The sequence below is a fragment of the Sphingomonas sp. TREG-RG-20F-R18-01 genome (assembly GCF_022662475.1).
Lineage (GTDB): Bacteria > Pseudomonadota > Alphaproteobacteria > Sphingomonadales > Sphingomonadaceae > Sphingomonas.
In genome coordinates this window covers 758,837-777,816 of the sequence record NZ_JAKNQQ010000002.1, presented here as the reverse complement: position 1 = coordinate 777,816, position 18,980 = coordinate 758,837, and the positions used below count along the sequence as shown (strand labels likewise).

At 67.7% G+C, this 18,980-nt stretch carries 23 protein-coding genes; 17 read left to right on the top strand and 6 right to left on the bottom strand.

Annotation, left to right across the window (positions count from 1 at the left end; all coding sequences use genetic code 11):
* Positions 1–33: 33 nt before the first annotated feature.
* The 3 genes from L8K25_RS09255 to L8K25_RS09245 all read right to left on the bottom strand — a co-directional run bounded on the left by L8K25_RS09255 (position 34) and on the right by L8K25_RS09245 (position 2,392).
* Positions 34–255 (bottom strand): hypothetical protein, encoded by a 222-nt coding sequence (locus tag L8K25_RS09255; protein WP_242138572.1) that lies wholly within the window; start codon positions 253–255, stop codon positions 34–36.
* A gap of 222 nt (positions 256–477) precedes the next feature.
* Positions 478–1,863, bottom strand: a complete 1,386-nt coding sequence (gene fumC, locus L8K25_RS09250; RefSeq protein WP_242138571.1) for a class II fumarate hydratase — start codon at positions 1,861–1,863, stop codon at positions 478–480.
* 46 nt (positions 1,864–1,909) lie between these two features.
* Complete coding sequence (locus L8K25_RS09245) at positions 1,910–2,392, bottom strand: ClpXP protease specificity-enhancing factor SspB (RefSeq protein WP_242138570.1); 483 nt, start codon at positions 2,390–2,392, stop codon at positions 1,910–1,912.
* Between the two features lie 71 nt (positions 2,393–2,463).
* On the opposite strand from L8K25_RS09245, the gene hisB reads away from it, so the two are divergent.
* The 10 genes from hisB to L8K25_RS09195 all read left to right on the top strand — a co-directional run bounded on the left by hisB (position 2,464) and on the right by L8K25_RS09195 (position 9,749).
* A complete protein-coding gene (hisB, locus tag L8K25_RS09240; protein ID WP_242138569.1) occupies positions 2,464–3,051 on the top strand; it encodes an imidazoleglycerol-phosphate dehydratase HisB in 588 nt (195 codons plus the stop codon).
* A gap of 1 nt (position 3,052) precedes the next feature.
* Complete coding sequence (locus L8K25_RS09235) at positions 3,053–3,367, top strand: YciI family protein (protein ID WP_242138568.1); 315 nt, start codon at positions 3,053–3,055, stop codon at positions 3,365–3,367.
* On the top strand, positions 3,364–3,969 hold the full coding sequence (hisH, locus tag L8K25_RS09230) for an imidazole glycerol phosphate synthase subunit HisH (protein WP_242138567.1): 606 nt from the start codon (positions 3,364–3,366) through the stop codon (positions 3,967–3,969). Before L8K25_RS09235 ends, hisH begins: the two co-directional genes overlap by 4 nt.
* Positions 3,970–4,087: 118 nt before the next feature.
* Positions 4,088–4,822: a 1-(5-phosphoribosyl)-5-[(5-phosphoribosylamino)methylideneamino]imidazole-4-carboxamide isomerase gene (gene hisA, locus L8K25_RS09225; protein WP_242138566.1), complete on the top strand. Its 735-nt coding sequence runs from the start codon at positions 4,088–4,090 to the stop codon at positions 4,820–4,822.
* Between the two features lie 127 nt (positions 4,823–4,949).
* Positions 4,950–5,717, top strand: a complete 768-nt coding sequence (gene hisF, locus L8K25_RS09220) for an imidazole glycerol phosphate synthase subunit HisF (RefSeq protein WP_242138565.1) — start codon at positions 4,950–4,952, stop codon at positions 5,715–5,717.
* Positions 5,718–5,875: 158 nt separating this feature from the next.
* Entirely contained in the window at positions 5,876–6,043 is a 168-nt protein-coding gene (locus L8K25_RS09215) for a hypothetical protein (protein ID WP_242138564.1), read from the top strand.
* 32 nt (positions 6,044–6,075) lie between these two features.
* Complete coding sequence (locus tag L8K25_RS09210; protein WP_242138563.1) at positions 6,076–6,399, top strand: phosphoribosyl-ATP diphosphatase; 324 nt, start codon at positions 6,076–6,078, stop codon at positions 6,397–6,399.
* A 10-nt stretch (positions 6,400–6,409) separates the two neighbouring features.
* Complete coding sequence (locus tag L8K25_RS09205; protein WP_242138562.1) at positions 6,410–6,787, top strand: HIT domain-containing protein; 378 nt, start codon at positions 6,410–6,412, stop codon at positions 6,785–6,787.
* Positions 6,788–6,876: 89 nt separating this feature from the next.
* Entirely contained in the window at positions 6,877–8,430 is a 1,554-nt protein-coding gene (locus L8K25_RS09200; protein ID WP_242138561.1) for an amino acid permease, read from the top strand.
* 278 nt (positions 8,431–8,708) lie between these two features.
* A complete protein-coding gene (locus tag L8K25_RS09195) occupies positions 8,709–9,749 on the top strand; it encodes a glycosyltransferase (protein ID WP_242138560.1) in 1,041 nt (346 codons plus the stop codon).
* Positions 9,750–9,867: 118 nt separating this feature from the next.
* On the opposite strand, the gene L8K25_RS09190 is transcribed toward L8K25_RS09195, so the two are convergent.
* Entirely contained in the window at positions 9,868–10,866 is a 999-nt protein-coding gene (locus L8K25_RS09190; RefSeq protein ID WP_242138559.1) for an adenosine kinase, read from the bottom strand.
* Positions 10,867–11,057: 191 nt separating this feature from the next.
* Between L8K25_RS09190 and L8K25_RS09185 the strand changes: the two genes are divergently transcribed.
* Together L8K25_RS09185 and L8K25_RS09180 are read left to right on the top strand one after the other, a co-directional pair.
* Positions 11,058–11,738 carry an EI24 domain-containing protein gene (locus L8K25_RS09185; RefSeq protein ID WP_242138558.1) on the top strand — a complete coding sequence of 227 codons (681 nt, stop codon included), beginning with the start codon at positions 11,058–11,060 and terminating at the stop codon, positions 11,736–11,738.
* Positions 11,735–12,100: a hypothetical protein gene (locus tag L8K25_RS09180; protein WP_242138557.1), complete on the top strand. Its 366-nt coding sequence runs from the start codon at positions 11,735–11,737 to the stop codon at positions 12,098–12,100. The genes L8K25_RS09185 and L8K25_RS09180 overlap by 4 nt, the downstream gene beginning before the upstream one ends.
* Positions 12,101–12,276: 176 nt before the next feature.
* Here L8K25_RS09180 and queG read toward each other — a convergent pair whose 3' ends face one another.
* Positions 12,277–13,527, bottom strand: a complete 1,251-nt coding sequence (gene queG / locus L8K25_RS09175; protein ID WP_242138556.1) for a tRNA epoxyqueuosine(34) reductase QueG — start codon at positions 13,525–13,527, stop codon at positions 12,277–12,279.
* A 36-nt stretch (positions 13,528–13,563) separates the two neighbouring features.
* On the opposite strand from queG, the gene L8K25_RS09170 reads away from it, so the two are divergent.
* From L8K25_RS09170 to msrB, 4 genes are all read left to right on the top strand, one after another.
* Entirely contained in the window at positions 13,564–14,502 is a 939-nt protein-coding gene (locus tag L8K25_RS09170; protein WP_242138760.1) for an ATP-binding cassette domain-containing protein, read from the top strand.
* A complete protein-coding gene (locus L8K25_RS09165; protein ID WP_242138555.1) occupies positions 14,499–15,758 on the top strand; it encodes an ABC transporter permease in 1,260 nt (419 codons plus the stop codon). The genes L8K25_RS09170 and L8K25_RS09165 overlap by 4 nt, the downstream gene beginning before the upstream one ends.
* Positions 15,759–15,787: 29 nt before the next feature.
* Complete coding sequence (locus L8K25_RS09160) at positions 15,788–17,035, top strand: cytochrome P450 (protein WP_242138554.1); 1,248 nt, start codon at positions 15,788–15,790, stop codon at positions 17,033–17,035.
* Positions 17,036–17,135: 100 nt separating this feature from the next.
* Positions 17,136–17,627 carry a peptide-methionine (R)-S-oxide reductase MsrB gene (gene msrB / locus L8K25_RS09155; RefSeq protein WP_242138553.1) on the top strand — a complete coding sequence of 164 codons (492 nt, stop codon included), beginning with the start codon at positions 17,136–17,138 and terminating at the stop codon, positions 17,625–17,627.
* A 135-nt stretch (positions 17,628–17,762) separates the two neighbouring features.
* On the opposite strand, the gene L8K25_RS09150 is transcribed toward msrB, so the two are convergent.
* Positions 17,763–18,314 (bottom strand): CHAP domain-containing protein, encoded by a 552-nt coding sequence (locus tag L8K25_RS09150; protein WP_242138552.1) that lies wholly within the window; start codon positions 18,312–18,314, stop codon positions 17,763–17,765.
* 213 nt (positions 18,315–18,527) lie between these two features.
* Between L8K25_RS09150 and L8K25_RS09145 the strand changes: the two genes are divergently transcribed.
* Complete coding sequence (locus L8K25_RS09145) at positions 18,528–18,980, top strand: hypothetical protein (RefSeq protein WP_242138551.1); 453 nt, start codon at positions 18,528–18,530, stop codon at positions 18,978–18,980.

Here is an 18,980-nt window from a genome sequence, read left to right as displayed (position 1 = left end):
GGCCATAGGGTGTGCGTCAACCCGTCCGGCGTTTTAGCGCTGCGCGGGTTCCGCGCCGAACACCTCGGCCTTGAGCTTGCCGATGCCGCGCAGGACGAGCCAGCCGGTCGCAAACGTCAGCGCGAGCGGAATGACGGCGGTGATGACCTTGGCCGCGATCGCGCCCTCGATCGCGCCGTCGACGCTGCTGTCGTCGCCGCTGGAACCATCGATGGCGGCGCCGATGGCTGCGCCGATAAGGGTCGTTACGCTCATGATTGTCTCCTGTGGTGCGGCAGGTAGCGTTCGGGCGGGAAGTTGGTTCCACGCGGGCTCCTGCGCCGGCGGCAGCCGGCCCCACGCCCGTCACCCCAGCGAAGGCCGGGGCCGCCATGTTCGGGGGCAAAACCGGCGATGTCGCGCGCCCGGACGTCCCGCTGCGCCCGGACAACCAGACGGCCCCGGCCTTCGCCGGGGTGACGGGAGGGAAACCGGAGATCAGACCATCGTTTCGGGCCGCACCAGCCGGTCGAACGTCGCCTCGTCCACCAGTCCGAGCGCGATCCCCGCCGCGCGCAGCGTCAGCCCCTCGTGATGCGCATGCTTGGCGATCTTCGCGGCATTGTCATAGCCGATCTCGGGCGCGAGCGCGGTGACGAGCATCAGCGAGCGATCGACAAGCTCGGCGATTCGCGTCTCGTCGGGTTCGATCCCCTCGACGCAGCGCTCCGCAAAGCTCTCCATCGCGACCGCGAGCAGATCGATCGAGCGGAGCAATGCCGCGCCGAGCATCGGCTTGAACACGTTGAGCTCGAGATGCCCCTGCAAGCCGCCGATCGTGATCGCCTGATGATTGCCGATCACCTGGGCTGCGACCATCGTCAGCATCTCGCACTGAGTCGGGTTGACCTTGCCCGGCATGATCGAGCTGCCCGGCTCGGTCTCGGGTAAATGCAGTTCGCCCAGCCCCGAACGTGGGCCCGAGCCTAAAAGGCGGATATCGTTGGCAATCTTGGTCAGCGCGACTGCGAGGGTATTGAGCGTCCCCGACAGCTGGACGATCGGATCGTTCGACGCGAGCGCCTCGAACGGGTTCTGCGCCGGGTGGAACGGCAGTCCGGTGATCTCGGAGATGACCAGACAGATATCGCGCGCGAACCCTTCCGGCGCGTTGAGCCCGGTGCCGACCGCGGTCCCGCCCTGCGCGAGCCGGTTGGTGCCATGCGTGACCGCCGGGTCGATCCGCCGCCGGCAGCGGTACAATTGGTTGGCGTAGCCCGAGAATTCCTGCCCGAGCGTGACCGGCGTGGCATCCTGCAGATGCGTCCGCCCGATCTTGACGATCCCGCTCCACGCACGCGCCTTGGCGTCGAGTGCTGCATGCAGCCGGTCGAGCGCGGGAAACAGCCGCTGCGTCACGCCGATCGATGCGGCGATGTGGAGCGCGGTCGGGAAACTGTCGTTCGACGACTGGCTCTTGTTGACGTGGTCGTTCGGGTGGACCGGCGTCTTGCCGCCGCGCGTGCCCGTCAACTGCTCGTTGGCGCGCCCGGCGATCACCTCGTTGACGTTCATGTTGGTCTGCGTGCCCGACCCGGTCTGCCAGATGACCAGCGGGAACTGGTCGTCGAGCGCACCCGCCGCGACTTCGGCGGCGGCCGACTCGATCTGTCCGGCGATGTCCTCGGGAAGCCCGTGCGCGCGGTTCACCCGCGCCGCGGCCTGTTTGACGATCGCAAGCGCGTGAACGATCGCGAGCGGCATCCGCTCAGTCGCGGGGAAGGGGAAATTCTCGATCGAGCGCTGCGTCTGCGCGCCCCAATAGGCGCTCGCCGGAACCTCGACGGGGCCGAGCGAATCGGTTTCGGTACGGGTGTCGGTCATCGCCAGTCTCCAATGCCCCCGCTCCCATCAGCGGGGACCGGAGGGCTTATTTCTTGCGCTTGAAATCCACCGCGACGACGTTCGATCCGTCCTCGATTGGGGTTGCGGTCGGGCCGTCATTCTCGGCTTCGTCATGCGGGTCGGGGCCCTCGGGGCCTTCCGCCGCCTGGAAGCGCAGCTCGAAATTGACCGCGGGGTCGCTGAACCCGGTGATCGCCGAATAGGGGATCACCAGCTTCGACGGCACCTGGTTGAAGCTCAGGCCGACCGAGAACTTGGTCTCGTCGACCAGCAGATCCCAATAGCGGTTCTGCATGACGATCGTCATCTCGTCGGGGAAGCGCTCCATCAGCCGGGTCGGAATGTCGACGCCGGGGGCCTGGGTCTTGAAGGTGATGTAGAAATGGTGCTCGCCCGGCAGACCGCCGCTTTCGGCGACCGAACCGAGCACGCGGCCCACCACGGCACGCAGCGCCTCCTGGACGATATCGTCATAGGGAATCAGGCTATCGGGAAGACCATCGCTCATGCGCCCTTGGGTAGCGCCCTTTGCTTTCGGGTCAAGATTGCACGGGTGCAAAGAAGCGTTATGGGAAGGGCATGCGCACCGCCACCATCTCCCGCCGGACCAGCGAAACCTCGATTGACGTCACTGTCAACCTCGACGGCACCGGCCGTTACACCGTTTCCACCGGAGTCGGTTTTTTCGATCACATGCTCGAACAACTCGCGCGCCATTCGCTGATCGACATGGACGTCAAGACGGTCGGCGATCTCCATATCGACCAGCATCATACGGTCGAGGATACCGGGCTCGCGATCGGCGAGGCGGTGCTGAAAGCCTTGGGCGAGAAGCGCGGGATCCGCCGCTACGCCGACGCGCTGTCGCCGATGGACGAGACGCTGACCCGCGTCGCGATCGATATCTCGGGGCGGCCGTATCTCGTGTGGAAGACCGAATTCTCGCAGAAGCGCCTCGGCGAGATGGACACCGAGATGTTCGAACATTTCTTCCATTCGTTCGCGCAGACCGCGGGCGTCACGCTGCACATCGAGACGCTGTACGGCAGCAACAACCACCATATCGCCGAGGCCGCGTTCAAGGGCGTCGCGCGCGCGCTGCGCGAGGCGGTCGAGATCGACCCGCGCAAGGCGGATGCGATCCCGAGCACCAAGGGAACGCTCTGACATGGCGGGCGGGTTTCGCGCCGACGGTCCGTTGTGCCTGATCCTGCTTGAGTATGGCGAGTCGCTGGAGGCGGTGGATGCGCAGTTGAAGGCGCATGTCGCGTGGCTTGAGAAAGGCTTTGCGGAGGGCGTGTTCCTCGTTGCCGGGCGGCAGGACCCGCGCACCGGCGGGGTGATCGTCGCGCGCGGGCGCAAGGCCGAGGCGGAAGCGCTCGCCGCGACCGATCCGTTCGTCACCAGCGGAGTCGCGACCGCGCGCGTGATCCAGTTCAACGCGAGCTTTGCCGCGCCCGAGATCGCGGCGTTGCTGGCATGACGCTCGCGCTGATCGATTATGGCGCGGGCAACCTCCATTCGGTCGCCAATGCGCTGAAGGCGGCGGGGTGCGCCGACATTCTGATCACCGCCGATGCCGACGCGGTGACGCGCGCCGACCGGATCGTGCTTCCCGGCGTCGGCGCGTTCGGTGCCTGCGCCGCGGCGCTGCGGGCGGTGCCGGGAATGGTCGAGGCGCTGGAACAGCGCGTGCGGCGCGATGGCGTCCCGTTCCTCGGGATCTGCGTCGGCATGCAGCTGATGGCGGAGACCGGCGAAGAGCACGGCACCCACGCCGGGCTTGGCTGGATTCAGGGTACGGTGCGCCATCTCGCGCCTGCCGATTCGACCGCGAAGGTGCCGCACATGGGATGGAACGACGTCGTGCCGAGCGTCGCGCATCCGCTGATCGTGCCGGGGGAAGCGTATTTCCTGCATTCCTACGCGTTCGAGGGCGCGAACGTGATCGCAGGCACCGACCATGCCGGGCCAGTGACCGCGGCGATCGGCCGGGACAATATGCTGGGCGTCCAGTTCCATCCCGAAAAGAGCCAGCGCTACGGGCTGGCGCTGCTCGAACGGTTCCTCGCGTGGCAACCGTGACGCCACCCGTCACCCCGGCGAAGGCCGGGGCCGTTGCGTTCGGCGCAGCCGGGGTGACCGATAGCCTGGCGGCCCCGGCCTTCGCCGGGGTGACGAAGCAGATTGTTACGAGGATTGCATGAGCCTGATCGTATTCCCCGCCATTGATCTCAAGCGTGGCCAGGTCGTCCGCCTTGCCGAGGGCGATATGGATCGCGCGACCGTTTACGGCGATGACCCCGCCGCGCAGGCGATGCTGTTCGCGGATGCGGGCGCGGAGCATCTCCACGTCGTCGACCTCGACGGCGCGTTCGCGGGCGAATCGGTCAATGGCGATGCGGTCCGCGCGATCGTCGAGCGCTTCCCCGGGCACGTCCAGCTTGGCGGCGGGATTCGCGATCGTGCGGGGATCGAACGGTGGTTCGACCTGGGCGTGTCGCGCGTCGTGATCGGTACGGCGGCGCTGGATAATCCTGAGCTCGTGCGCGCGGCCGCGCGCGATTTCCCGGGCGGGATCGTCGTCGCGGTCGATGCGCGCGACGGGTTCGTCGCGACCAAGGGCTGGGCGGATGTCTCGAGCGTCGAGGTGATCGACATGGCGCGGCGGTTCGAGGATGCGGGCGTCGCGGCGCTGCTGTTCACCGACGTCGGGCGGGACGGGATGCTCAAGGGCTGCAACGTCGAGGCGACGGTCGATCTGGCGCGGAACGTGCGGATCCCGGTTATTGCGAGCGGGGGCGTCAAGGGGATTGCCGAGATCCATGTGCTGGCGCTCCACAACCGGGATGGGGTCGAGGGCGTGATCACGGGGCGGGCGTTGTATGACGGCCGGCTCGACCTGGCGGCGGCGCTGGCCGTGGCGAAGGCGGCGTGAGGGGGGTACTACGCTTTCCCCTCCCCTTCAGGGGAGGGGCTAGGGGTGGGGCTGTGTCTCACCGAGGAGTAGCTTTGCTGGACTCCCCCACCCCAACCCCTCCCCTAAAGGGGAGGGGCTTTTTCGCATGACTGTCCGCGCACGCGTCATTCCCTGCCTCGACGTGGCGAACGGCCGCGTCGTCAAGGGCGTCAACTTCGTCGAACTGCGCGATGCGGGCGACCCGGTCGAGCAAGCGCGCGCCTATGATGCAGCGGGCGCGGACGAGCTCTGCTTCCTCGACATCACCGCGAGCCATGAGGCGCGCGGCACGATCCTCGATGTCGTGCGCCGCACCGCGGAGGTGTGCTTCATGCCGCTCACCGTCGGCGGTGGCGTCCGCTCGGTCGAGGATGCGCGCGCGTTGCTGCTCGCGGGCGCGGACAAGGTCGCGGTCAACAGCGCGGCGGTCGCACGGCCCGAGCTGGTCGGCGAGATGGCGGACCGCTTCGGCAGCCAGTGCGTCGTCGCCTCGGTCGATGCGCGGCGCGTGGGCGACGGGTGGGAGGTGTTCACCCACGGCGGTCGCCGCGCCACCGGGATCGACGCGGTCGCGCACGCGCTGCGGCTGGCGGAACTGGGCGCGGGCGAGCTGCTCGTCACGTCGATGGACCGGGACGGGACGCGGGGTGGCTATGATCTCGCGCTGATCCGCACCATCGCCGACAAGGTTCGCGTGCCGGTGGTGGCAAGCGGCGGCGTCGGCGGGCTCGCCGATCTCGTTGCCGGGATCACCGAGGGGCATGCGAGCGCCGTGCTCGCGGCGTCGATTTTCCACTTCGGCGAGGCGAGCATCGCGGACGCGCATGCCGCGCTCGCGGCGGCGGGGATTGCGGTGCGGCGGCCGGTGGCGTGAGGCCATCGTCGCGGAACCACCCCGGCGCAGGCCGGGGCTCAACGGCAAAGCGCCTGATAAGGAGGTGGCGATCCGCCCTTCGGAACCCTGCGCTATTCCGCCCCGGCCTCCGCCGCGGTAGTGCGGCACTTGCAACGTTTTCAGCTGCGGTCGTGACCATGCCATCGCGCCTGCACGCCACCGCCCTCCCGCACAGCGGTGTCGCCACCCCGCGCACTGGCCCAGCGCTGTCCGACATCGCGCTGTTCGTGCTCGCGGCGTCCGGCGTGTTCATCGTGCGTCGCGCGCTGCGCAAGCGCTTCCTCAAGCGCCCGCCCAAGGATTGACGCGCAGGCGCAACTGCGCCAGCCCGAACCGCATGGCCGAAGACCCCATCGATACGCTCGCCGCGACGATCCTTGCCCGCAAGGGTGCCGACCCCGCGACTTCCTATACCGCCAGCCTGTTCGGCAAAGGCCGCAGGAAGATCGCGCAGAAGGTCGGCGAGGAAGCGGTCGAGACCGTCATCGCCGCGCTGACCGAGGACAAGGCTGCGCTGGTCGGAGAGGCGAGCGACCTGCTGTTTCACCTGCTCGTGCTGCTGGCGGACTGCGACGTGACGCTCGACGACGTCCGCGCCGAGATCGCGCAGCGCGAGGGTGTCTCGGGAATCGCCGAAAAGGCCGCGCGCGCCAATCCCTGAGGAGAGCAACATGCCCGTCGACGCCACCCTGCCCTATGACGACCAGAACGTGTTCGCCAAGATCCTGCGCGGCGAGATCCCGGCGCAGCGCCTGTACGAAGACGCGTTCGCGATCGCCTTCCCCGACATCAACCCGCAGGCCCCGACGCACATCCTGGTCATCCCCAAGGGCGCCTATGTCTCGTGGGACGATTTCAGCGCGCGCGGCACCGACGCAGAGATCGCGGGCTTCGTCCGCGCCGTCGGCACAGTGGCGCGCGAGGCGGGGCTGGTGACGAGCGGCTACCGCCTGCTGGCGAACGCCGGACCCGATTCGCTGCAGGAAGTCCCGCATCTGCACGTCCACATCTTCGCCGGGCACGCGCTCGGGCCGATGCTCGCGCGCTAAGGCTCTTGCGCGGGGGCCATTTGCAGCTAGGCTCGCGCACAATCATTGCGCGGCAACAAGCCCGCTGAACTCCCGGGAGAATTCACCGCATGTTATTTGGGCGTATCAAGTCTCTCGACGCCATTCTTGCGACTGCTGAGAAGAAATCGCTCCACCGTTCGCTCGGCTGGTTTCAGCTGACCTTGTTCGGGATCGGGTGCGTCATCGGCACGGGGATCTTCGTGCTGACCGCGGCCGGGGCGCAGAAGGCCGGTCCTGGCCTGATGCTGGCCTTCGCGATCGCAGGCGCGATCTGCATCGTTGCCGCGCTCTGCTACGCCGAGATTGCCGCGATGATCCCGGTGGCCGGGTCCGCCTACACCTATACCTATGCCTCCATGGGCGAATTCCTCGCCTGGACGGTCGGTTGGGCGCTGATCCTCGAATATGCGGTCGCCGCCAGCGCGGTCGCGGTCGGGTGGTCGGGCTATTTTTCCGGCACGATCCTGCAACATACGTTCGGCATCCATTTGCCGGCGTATCTTTCGGCGGGGCCGCTCGCGCTCGGCGGCGCGCCCGGCGGGCTGATCAACCTGCCCGCGGTGGTGATTTCCTTCCTGGTCACCTGGCTGCTGGTGATCGGCACGAGCGAGAGCGCCAAGGTCAACGCGGTGCTGGTGATGATCAAGATCGCCGCGCTGCTTGTCTTCATGTTCCTGACGGTGCCGCGGATCGACCCCGCGCAGTTCAATCCGTTCCTTCCCGCCGGCCTGTTTGGCGGCTTCGGCACCGGAGTCGGCGCGGTCGGCGCGGCGGCGACGATCTTCTTCGCCTATGTCGGTTTCGACTCGGTCTCGACCGCGGCGGAGGAAACCAAGAACCCGCAGCGCAACGTGCCGATCGGGCTGATCGGCAGCCTCGTGTTCTGCACGATCTTCTACATCGTCGTCGCGGCGGGCGCGATCGGGACGATCGGCGGCCAGCCGATCATGGGCCCGAACGGCATCCCCTTCCCCACCGGGTCGGAAGAACTCGCGCGGCAGTGCGCGATGGCGGAGCATGCCGGCAAGCTGGTCTGCTCGAACGAGGCGCTCGCCCACGTCCTGCGCCAGATCGGCTTCGGCCCGATCGGCAACATGCTCGGCTATGCCGCGTTCATCGCCCTGCCCTCGGTGATCCTCGTGCTGCTGTTCGGCCAGACGCGCATCTTCTTCGTGATGAGCCGTGACGGGCTGCTGCCGGCCGCCTGGAGCAAGGTCCATCCGAAGTGGAAGACCCCGCATATCGTGACGATGATCACGGGGTGCGCGGTCGCGCTGGCGGCGGCGTTCCTGCCGGTCGGCCAGCTTGCGGATTATGCCAATGCCGGGACGCTCTATGCGTTCATGATGGTGGCGATCGCGCTGCTCGTGCTGCGCAAGGTCCAGCCAAACCGCAAGCGCGCGTTCCGCACGCCGTTCGCCTGGGTGGTCGCGCCGCTGACGATCGTCGGCTGCCTGTTCCTGTTCTTCAACCTGCCGCTGGTGGCGATGCTGGTGTTGCCGGGCTGGGGCGTGATCGGGTTGCTGATCTACTTCCTCTACAGCCGCCAGCGCAGCCATGTGGGGCGTGGGATCGACGATCCGGAAGAAGCGGAGCTGGCGGGGATGCCGCCGCCGCGGTGATCAAGCTCGATTGAAACGATCGAAGAGGCCGGGGCCCAGTCCCCGGCCTTTTTTTGTGCCCGTGCGGGCGTCCTGTCGTCGGGCAGGCACGGGCATATTGTCCCGGCGTTCCGTCACCGGTAGAAGACGAACGGCGCCGCGTGCGAGCGATGCCGTGTATCCTCCAGCAATAGACGGCCCTGACCGGCCCCGTTTGCGTGAGAAGTCGCAGGTTTGACTGTAATTTCAAAGGTTGATCCGCCCAGGTCATTTACCCGCATCACGGTCGAGGAAAAGCGATGCCCCTGTCTTCTGCACCGACACCCGCTGCTTCGCTGACGATATCGGTGGTCCTCGCCACCCATAACGGCGCACGCTTCTTGCCGGAGCAACTGGACAGCCTGCTCGCGCAGACCCGTCTCCCCGACGAGATCATCATCACCGACGACAATTCCAGCGACGAGACGATGGCCATCGTCGCGGCATTTGCGCAGCAGTCCCGGGTTGCGGTCACCATCATCCGCAACGTGCCGGGTCTGGGGTTTGCCGATAACTTCCTTGCCGCCGCGCATACCGCGACGGGCGACGTCATCGCCTTTTGCGACCAGGACGACGTCTGGCGGTCCGACAAGCTCGACATGTGCGCGGCGGCGTTCGCCGATCCCGCGGTCAGCCTGGTCACCCACCGCGCCAACCTGATCGATCCCGCCGGGGTCCCCATCGGCGTGTTCGACCAGGGGATCACGCAAAATGCCACCAGGCGGCCGCTGAGCTACGATGTGTGGGGCACCTTCGCTGGGTTCACGATGGTGTACCGCCGTGACATCCTGACCGTGTCTCGCGATATCGCGCGGTTTTGCAACTATCTCGATCCAGCGCAGCCAACCGCCCACGACCGCTGGGTCACCTTCCTGGCGCAGATCCTCGGCCAGACCGTCGAACTCGACGCGCCGCTGGTCGATTATCGGCAACACCAGAACAATCTTTACGGCACCGGAAAGCCGCGGGAGAAAGCCGAGGATCGCGCGACGTACGTCGCGAAGGGAAGGACGTATCTGGAAGCGACACGGCGCATGGTCGAGGTGATCGACGAACTGGATCCGGCCTGCGAGGCGCGTTTCCCGGCGTTCGATCGCGCAGCGGCGCGGCGTTTCGTCCGCCGCGCGCTGCGCCAACAGGAAGCGCGCAGCCGCTCCTACGGCATGCACCCGGTCGTGGCGATGGCCCAGATCGCCTTTGCAACCTGTTGCGGGGCCTATCTCGGCGCAAACGACAACCGGATGCGCTTCGGTTCGATCGCGCGGGACCTGCTGATCGCAATGATGCCCCGGACCGCGTGATCGCCCGGCGAGCACTCCCCGGTCGACGGCGGCGAGGGTGCGATTGGCCGCCGGCTGGCCGCCGGACCACGGCTGTCTCGCAACCCGTCCGGCGGCCATACCCGCGCCACTGTGGAGATTACGCCAGCTTCGACGCCACCAGCGCCTTGAGATCGACATGCGCGCGGGCGCCGTAATGCGAGATGATCTCCGCCGCGCAGATCGCGCCCATCTTGAGCGACGCCGCGACGTCCTTGCCCTGCGCCTGGCCACGCAGGAAGCCCGCCGCGAACAGGTCGCCCGCGCCGGTCGTGTCGACGACGCGGTCGATCGGCTCGGCGGGGACGCTGACGGTCTCACCGCCGGAAACCGCGATCGCCCCGTGCTCGCTGCGCGTGACGACCAGCATCGGCACGTCCGCCGCCGCGGCCGCCACCGCCGCATCGAAATCCTCCGTCTCCATCAGCGCGGTGATCTCGGCTTCGTTGGCGAACATGATGTCGATCAGGCCGTCCGCCATCAGCTGGCGGAAATCACCGCCGTGGCGCGAGATGCAGAACACGTCGCTCAAAGTGAACGCGACCTTGCGCCCCGCCGCGCGCGCGACGTCGATCGCGGCGCGCATCGCCTGGCGCGGTTCCTCGGGATCCCACAGATAGCCCTCGAGATACAGGATCGCCGCGCTCGCGATCAGCTCGCGGTCGAGCGCCGCCTCGGGGAGGAACTGCGATGCGCCGAGGAAGGTGTTCATCGTGCGCTGGCCGTCCGGCGTCACGAAGATCAGGCACCGCGCGGTCGTTGGGTCGCCTTCGCGGGCGGCGGTGGTGAAATCGATCCCGACCGCACGGATGTCGTGCGCGAAGATGTCGCCGAGTTCGTCGTTCGCGACCTGGCCGATGAAGCCGCACTTGCCGCCCATCGCCGCGATCCCGGCGACGGTGTTCGCCGCCGAGCCGCCGCTCGCCTCGATCCCCGGGCCCATCTTGGCGTAGAGTGCGTCGGCTTCCTCCGGCGAGAACATCAGCTGCATCGAGCCCTTGGTCATCGCGGCTTCGGCGAGGAAGGCGTCGTCGGACTGCGACAGCACGTCGACGATGGCATTGCCGATCGCGACGACGTCGTACGTGGGCTCGGTCACAAGGGATCTCCGGTTTCAAATAGCGTTGCCGCGCCGTACCGGGGGGGTGCGGCGGGCGCAACCATCCGTCCGCCGGTCGGGTGATGCGGGCTTGCGCCGGCGCGCAGGACGGAAGGTTCCGCGCGGCACCCCGGCGGCACTGGCCCTCGCCGGGGTGACGGGGAAGCAGCCAGCCTGTAGGCACGCCGCATATGGTGCGTGCCTTCCTTCTCTCGCTTCGCCAGCTGGGCGATCCCAAGATCGTCGCGGTGTTCCTCAAATCGCTGGCGGTGACGGTCCTGCTGGTCGCCGGCCTCGGGGCAGCGCTATGGTATGGCGCGACCCGGCTGGCCGCCACCTGGGGATGGGATTCGACCGCCGGCGGGCTGCTCGGCGCGATCGCGTTGCTCGCCGCGTTCGGGGTCAGCTGGCTGCTGTTCCGCGTGATCGCGATCGGGGTGATGGGCGTCTTCGCCGACGACGTCGTGATCGCGGTCGAGGCGCGGCATTACCCGCAGGCGCTCGCCACCGCGCGCAACGTGTCGCTGGGGCGCGGCATCGGGCTCGGGCTGCGGTCGGCGGGGCGCGCGATCCTCGTCAACCTCGTGCTGGCGCCGGTCTATGTCGCCTTGCTCGTGACCGGCGTCGGGACGTGGCTGTTGTTCTTTCTCGTCAACGGCTGGCTGCTCGGGCTCGACTTGGGCACGATGGTGGCGGCGCGCCACGTGCCGTCTGCGATGATGCGAGACTGGCGCAAGACCGGGGCGGTCGATCGCTTCGCGCTGGGGGTTGCGGGGACCGCGTTGTTCATGGTTCCGGTGCTCAACCTCTTCGCACCGATCCTCGGCGCGGCGATGGCGACGCATCTGTTCCATGAAGGGCGTTCTGTATGAAAAAGCTGGCCGGATCCGCGCTGCTGCTCGCGCTGCTCGGGGGGTGCGTCTCGACCGCCGCGACCACGCCGATGGCCCGTGCGCCGATGATCCCGATCCCGGCGGGCACGGGGCTCGGCCAGGTCGTGGGTGCGAGCGCGGCGAGCCTGACGCACATGTTCGGCGCGCCGATCGCCGACGTGCGCGAAGGCACCGCACGCAAACTCCAGTTCAGCAACGCGACCTGCGTGCTCGATACGTATCTGTACCCCAAGGGAAATGGCGAGCCGGTCGTGACCTATCTCGACACGCGCCAGACCGATGGCTCGCCGATCGACCGGGCCAGTTGCGTGGGCGCGTTGCAGATCGGGCGGCGGAAGTAGGTCTTCTAAAAGCCCCTCCCCTTCAGGAGCGTCGGGTGAACAGCGCCCCGCGCTGTTCAGGTCATGCCGGGGGCATGACCGACCCGACGCTGGGTTGGGGTGGGGCTGTGCCTCGCAGAGAAGTTTGTTTTGCTGAACTGCCCCACCCCCAACCCCTCCCCTGAAGGGGAGGGGCTTTAAGTTAGTCTGGTCAGCGCCCAGTCGGCGGCTTCCGCTACGACCGGGTCGGGATCCTCGCGCAACGCCTGCACCCGGTCGATCAACCCCGCATCGCCGCTGTTCCCCGCCGCGATCAGGCAGTTGCGCATCATCTTGTTGCGCCCGATCCGCTTGATCGGCGAGCCTGCGAAAACCTGCCGGAAACTTGCGTCGTCCAGCGCCAGCAAATCCGCCAACCGCGGCGCGACCATTTCCGCGCGGGGCAGGAACGCACGGTTGGCCGCCGCGCTTTCGGCGAACTTGTTCCACGGGCAGACCGCGAGGCAGTCGTCGCAGCCGTAGATGCGGTTGCCGATGCGCGCGCGGAATTCATGCGGGATCGGCCCGGCGTGTTCGATCGTCAGATAAGAGATGCAGCGCCGCGCATCGAGCCGATAGGGCGACGGGAAGGCATCGGTCGGGCAGGCGCGCTGGCAGGCGTCGCACGAGCCGCAGCGGTCGACGACGCGGGCTTCCTTGCGTGTTTCTTGCTGATCTTCCCCCCTTTCCTGCTTCCCCGGCGAAGGCCGGGGCCCAGTCGCGCCGTCGGTGGAAATCGGGCGCTGTGCTTTGCCATCAGCGGCCCTCGACTGGGCCCCGGCCTTCGCCGGGGAAGACTTAAAGGGAGAAAAATTAGAAGAAGAAGGATCAGAGGCAGAACCATCAGCCGCGACATCCTCGAACACCCCCGCCTCCAGCGTCGTGTAGATCGCCCCCAGGAACAGCCACGAGCCATGTTCCCGGCTGACCAGATTGGTATGTTTCCCCTGCCACCCGAGCCCCGCCGCCGCCGAGAGCGGCTTCTCCATCACCGGCGCGGTATCGACGAACACCTTCAGGTCGGTTCCCGGCACTTCGGCGACCAGCCAGCGCGCCAGCGCCTTCAGCGCGCGCTTGACCACATCGTGATAATCGCCGCCCTGCGCATAGACCGAGATCCGCCCGACCCCGCTTTCCCCCGCGAGCGCAAGCGGGTCGGTCGCCGGCGCGTAGCTCATGCCCAGCGCGATCACGCTGCGCACCTCCGGCCACAGCGCAGAAGGCGTCTGGCGCTGGTGCGCGCGCTCCTCCATCCAGATCATGCCGCCGTGCATCCCGGCATCGAGCCATTCGCGCAGTCGCGCAGCGGTCCGCGGCGCGGCATCGGCGCGCGCGACGCCACAGGCGACGAAGCCGAGCTCCGCCGCCTTTGCGCGCAGCCGGTGCAACAGTGTCTTGTCTTCCTGCATCGCACCCCGCTACCACGGGCACGGCTATCGGGGGAATTGGCGTTGCGGCAGGAACTCGCGGTCGACGCATCGGGGCTGGTCAAGCTGTTCGGCGGGCGACGCGTCGTCGACGGAGTCGACATCAGCGTGCCCAAGGGCGCGATCTACGGCGTGCTCGGGCCCAACGGCGCGGGCAAGACCACGACCCTGCGCATGCTGCTCGGGATCATCGAACCCGACGCCGGCCATCGCACCCTGCTCGGCCATGACCGCCCCCGCGACGTCAGCGACCGGGTCGGCTACCTCCCCGAGGAGCGCGGGCTGTACCCGGCGATGCGCGCCAAGGATGCGATCGCGTTCATGGGCGCGTTGCGCGGGCTCGACCTCAAGACCGGGCGCAAGCGCGCGGTGACGCTGCTCGAGGCGGCCGGGCTTGGCCACGCCACCGACACGCGGATCCGCAAATTGTCGAAAGGGATGGCGCAACTCGTCCAGCTGCTCGGCTCGGTCGTCCACCAGCCCGACCTGCTCGTGCTCGACGAACCCTTCTCGGGGCTCGACCCGGTCAACCAGGAACGGCTCGAGGCGCTGATCCTCGCCGAGCGCGACCGCGGCGCGACGGTGCTGTTCTCGACCCATGTCATGGCGCACGCCGAACGCCTGTGCGACCGGCTCGCGATCATCGCGGGCGGCAAGCGCCGGTTCGAGGGCACGGTTGCGGATGCGCGCGCGATGCTGCCGATGCGCGCGCTCTACACGCCGACACGCGATGCCTTGGCGGTGGCGGCGCACCTCCCCGCCGATGCCGAGCATGTCGGGGACGGTTGGCGCTTCACCGTTCCCGACGGAGGCGTCGAACAGGTGCTGGGCACGCTGATCGCGGCGGGACACGGTATTTCCGGCCTGTCGATCGAACGCCCGTCGCTGCACGACGTGTTCGTCAAGGTCGTCGGCAAGGCCGCGTTGGACGACGCCGCGCAGGAGAAACAGGCATGACCCGCTTTCGTATCCTGCTCCGCCAGATCTGGACGATCGCGCGGCGCGATTTCGTCGCCACGGTGTTTACGCCGACCTTCCTGATCTTTCTGCTCGCCCCGGTGGTGATGGGGTCGTTCGGCGCAATCGGCGGGCTGGGCGCGAACGCCGCGTCCAAGGGCGCGGACGCCAAGACGCGAATCGTCGCGATCGTCGACCCGGCGCGCGGGACCGACATGGCCGCGCTCGATCAGCGGCTGCGGCGGCTGTATCGCGTTTCGGACGAAGCCCCGCCGGTGCTCCAGACCGAGACACCCGCCGCCGACCCGGCGAGGCAGGCGCGCGCGCGGTTCGACGACCCCCGCATGGACGTCGTCGCGGTACTCTACGGCCCGCTCGCCACGCCGCAGATTCTCCACACCGACCGCAGCGCGCGCGCGGGCGACTATCTCGCCGCGCTTGCGGAACAAGCGCTCCGGGCGGACCGCAGCGGGGTCGCCCCGCTCAGCCTCGCGACCCAGACGGTGGTCTCGCGCCATGCGCCCTCACTGCGCGGCGCGAGTGCGTCCGGCTTCTTCGCAGTGTTCGCCTTGTTCTTCCTGACGCTGCTGCTCGCCGGACAGGTCGTCAGCGGTGTCGCGGAGGAACGCGGCAACAAGGTGATCGAAGTGCTCGCCGCCGCGGTCCCGCTCGAATCGGTTTTTTTCGGCAAGCTGCTCGGCACGTTCGGGGTCGCGGTGCTGTTCCTCGTCTTCTGGGGGACGCTGATCAGCCAGGCGAGCATGCTGATGCCCGCCAATTTCGCGGCGGGCATCGCCACCCTGACCCCGGCGATCGGCCTGCCGCTCTTCACCCTGTTGTTCTTCGCCTATTTCACCATGGCGTACATGCTGCTCGGCGCGGTGTTCCTCGGGGTCGGCGCGCAGGCGGCAAGCGTCCGCGAGATCCAGTTGCTGTCGCTGCCGATCACGCTGATCCAGGTCGCGATGTTCGGGCTGGGCGCGGTCGCGGTATCCAAACCCGACAGCTGGATCAGCACCTTCGCCGCGATCTTCCCGCTGAGCTCGCCCTATTACATGGCGGGCCGCGCGGCGCAGTCGGGCGGGCTCGGGCTGCATGCGCTGGCGTTGCTGTGGCAGGCCGTGTGGGTCGCGATCTTCATCGCGGTCGGCGTGCGCGCGTTCCGGCGGGGGGTCCTGCAATCGGGGAGCGGCAGTTTCCGCTGGAAACGCCGCGCGCGCCCGCTCGACAACGCTGTTGACATGGGTGTCAGTTAAAGGTTCTCTCCCCCCGAAGGAGAGAGCCAATGGCGACCGCAGCGATCGAGTCGGACCCCGTCCTCGTGGAGCCGGTGGACCCGCTCGATGTCAGCAGGGCGGAACTCTACCGCGACGACCTGTGGCAAGAACCGTTCCGCACGCTCCGCGCGACCAGCCCGGTCCACCGGGTCGAGCAGTCGGACTTCGGGCCTTATTGGTCGATCTCGACGTACAAGCCGATCGTTGCGGTCGAATCGCTGCCCGACCTGTATTCCAGCCAGGCCGGCGGCATCACCATCGCCGACTTCATCGAGGATCGCGGTGACGTGAAAATGCCGATGTTCATCGCGATGGACCGGCCCAAGCACACCGGCCAGCGCCGTACCGTGGCACCGGCCTTCACCCCCTCCGAAATGGCGCGGATGACCGACAATATCCGGATGCGCACCGCCGAGATCCTCGACGGGCTCGACTGGAACCGGCCGTTCGACTGGGTCGACCGGGTGTCCGTTGAACTGACCACGCAGATGCTCGCGATCCTGTTCGACTTTCCATGGGAAGACCGCCGCAAGCTGACCTTCTGGTCGGACTGGGCAGGCGATATCGAGCTGGTGAAAACCGCCGAACTCCGCGCGCAGCGGCTGCAGCACATGTACGAATGCGGCGGCTATTTCCAGAACCTGTGGAACCAGAAGGTCGGCAAGGCACCAACTCCCGACCTCATCTCGATGATGATCCATTCCGACGCGATGGCGGAAATGGACCAGATGGAATTCCTCGGCAACCTGATCCTGCTGATCGTCGGTGGCAACGACACGACGCGCAACACGATGAGCGCGGTGGCGTACGGCCTCGACCGCTTCCCGGACTCGCGCGCCAAGCTGGAGGCCGACCCCGGGCTGATCCACAATACGGTGCAGGAAGTGATCCGGTGGCAGACCCCGCTCGCCCACATGCGCCGGACGGCGACCGTCGACAGCGAGCTCGAGGGACAGCACATCGCTGCCGGCGACAAGCTGATCCTGTGGTACATCTCTGCCAACCGCGACGAGAGCGTGTTCGAGGATGCCGACCGGATCCTGGTCGACCGCCCCAATGCGCGGCGGCATCTCGCCTTCGGGCACGGCATCCATCGCTGTGTCGGCGCGCGGCTCGCCGAGTTGCAGGTGGCGATCCTGCTCGAGGAAATGGCCAAGCGCCGGATGCGCGTCAACGTACTGGGCGAGCCGGAGCGCGTCGCGGCATGCTTCGTCCACGGCTATCGCAAGCTGCCGGTCGAAATCAGCCGTTATTGATGCGCCCCCTGGGGGAAAGCGGCCTGCATCCGCTTGGCGAAGCACCGCGTAGCTACCACATGGAGGCTGCGTAAGCCTTTGCCCGTTGAGGATACCCCCCATGCATGATCGCCGCCACTTCCTGACGCTCGCCGGATCGGGCGTTGCCGCCTTCGCGCTGTTCGGCTGCAAGGGGGCGACCGCCAGCCCGCCCGAAACGTTCGAGATCAACATCAGCGACGCGGCGTGGACGAAGAAGCTGTCGCCCGCGGCCTATCAGATCCTGCGGCGCGAAGGCACGGAGACGCCGTTCACCAGCCCGCTCAACAACGAGCATCGTGCGGGCACGTTTGCCTGTGGTGGCTGTGCGCTGCCCGCTTTTTCATCGAAGACCAAGTTCGACAGCGGCACCGGCTGGCCGAGCTTCTGGGCAGCCTTGCCCAATGCGGTACGGACCCGTTCGGACGGATCGCTCGGCATGGCGCGGACCGAAGTCCATTGCCGACGCTGCGGTGGGCATCTCGGCCATGTGTTCGACGATGGCCCCAAGCCGACCGGCAAGCGCTACTGCATGAACGGCGCCGGGATGACGTTCGCGCCGGGCAAGGTGTAAAGCCTGCGGTGCAAGGCTAACCCCGCGTCCCCCCGGCGAAGGCCGGGGCCGTACAGTTGCCGAGCATGACATCGGTCACGGATCCCCGCATGGCGGCCCCGGCCTTCGCCGGGGTGACGCTCCGACGACCGCGCTTCAGAAGCTGACCGTCGTGCCCGTATCGAGCGATGCCAGGATCATCGGGGCCTTGCTGCCCTGCTCGACGGCATCGTCAGCGGCGTCATTGGCCGGGGCATGGTCGGAATAGATGAAGCCCTTGGTGGGATAGGCCGAGGTGCCGAGGTCGCCCTGCGGGCCGTACCAGACCTTGACCATGCTCCAGTCGCCGTTCGGCGAGACGTCGATCGCGCGGACGTCGCGCTCGACACCGCCACGACGCGACCAGTTGGCGTGCGTCAGCAGGACTTCGCGGTCGCTGACGACTTCGCTGACCATCGCGACATGGCCCATGCGCATCCGGCTCGTCGCCGAGAAAGCGAGGACCGCGCCAACCTTGGGAGCATGACCGCGCGCATAATGACCGGCCGCCTGCGACCACCAGGTGTTGGCATTGCCGCGAATGTCGATCCCCGAAATCTGGCGCGCATAGGGGGCGCACTGCCAGAACTGCGCCATCGCAGGGGTCGCCGTCATCAGGCCGCACGCGACCATCAGCGCAAAGCGCGCTGTCAAAGCCTTGAAATTCATGGGACCCCCCAAGGTCGGAAACAGGTCTGGATCGTCGTTGATCCTCTCAAAGCAGGTCCGATCCCGCCTGAAAACCCTTGCGCCCCGATGAACGGAACCTTTTCCGATGAAGTGAGTTGGGCTTGCGATGACTGCCCGTTTCGGGCGTATCCCGTGCGCCCAGGCGCACCTTCGCGCTCGCCAAGCGCTGACATCCGGTCTAAGAATCGCCGCATGAAGCGAACCGCGACGGCGTTATGCCTGCTCCTTGCCGCCTGTTCGGGCGGCGGCGGTTTTGGCAACGATGCGGGGCTGTACGACACCAACACCACCGCGCCCGCCCCGGGAATTCAGGCCGTGCAAATCGGCGAAGGCGGTTCGGCGTTCCAGGCGTGCGCGGGTATCGGCGAAGTCGTCAACCTGTCCCCCGCCGGCGAAGCCTATCTCCCGCTCCGCGCCGCGCCCTTCGCCGAAGCGGACGAAGTCGCCAGGCTTGGCCCGGGAACGCGGGTGTTCCGCTGTACGCGCTCGCTCGACCAGCGGTGGCAGGGGGTCGTCGTGCCGCCAGTCGACGCGCCGGCAACCGACTGCGGCGTGGGGTCGCCGATCGCCGCGCCGCGCCCCTATACCGGCCCGTGCAAATCCGGCTGGGCACTCACCGGGTTCATCCGGCCGATCGCGGGCTGA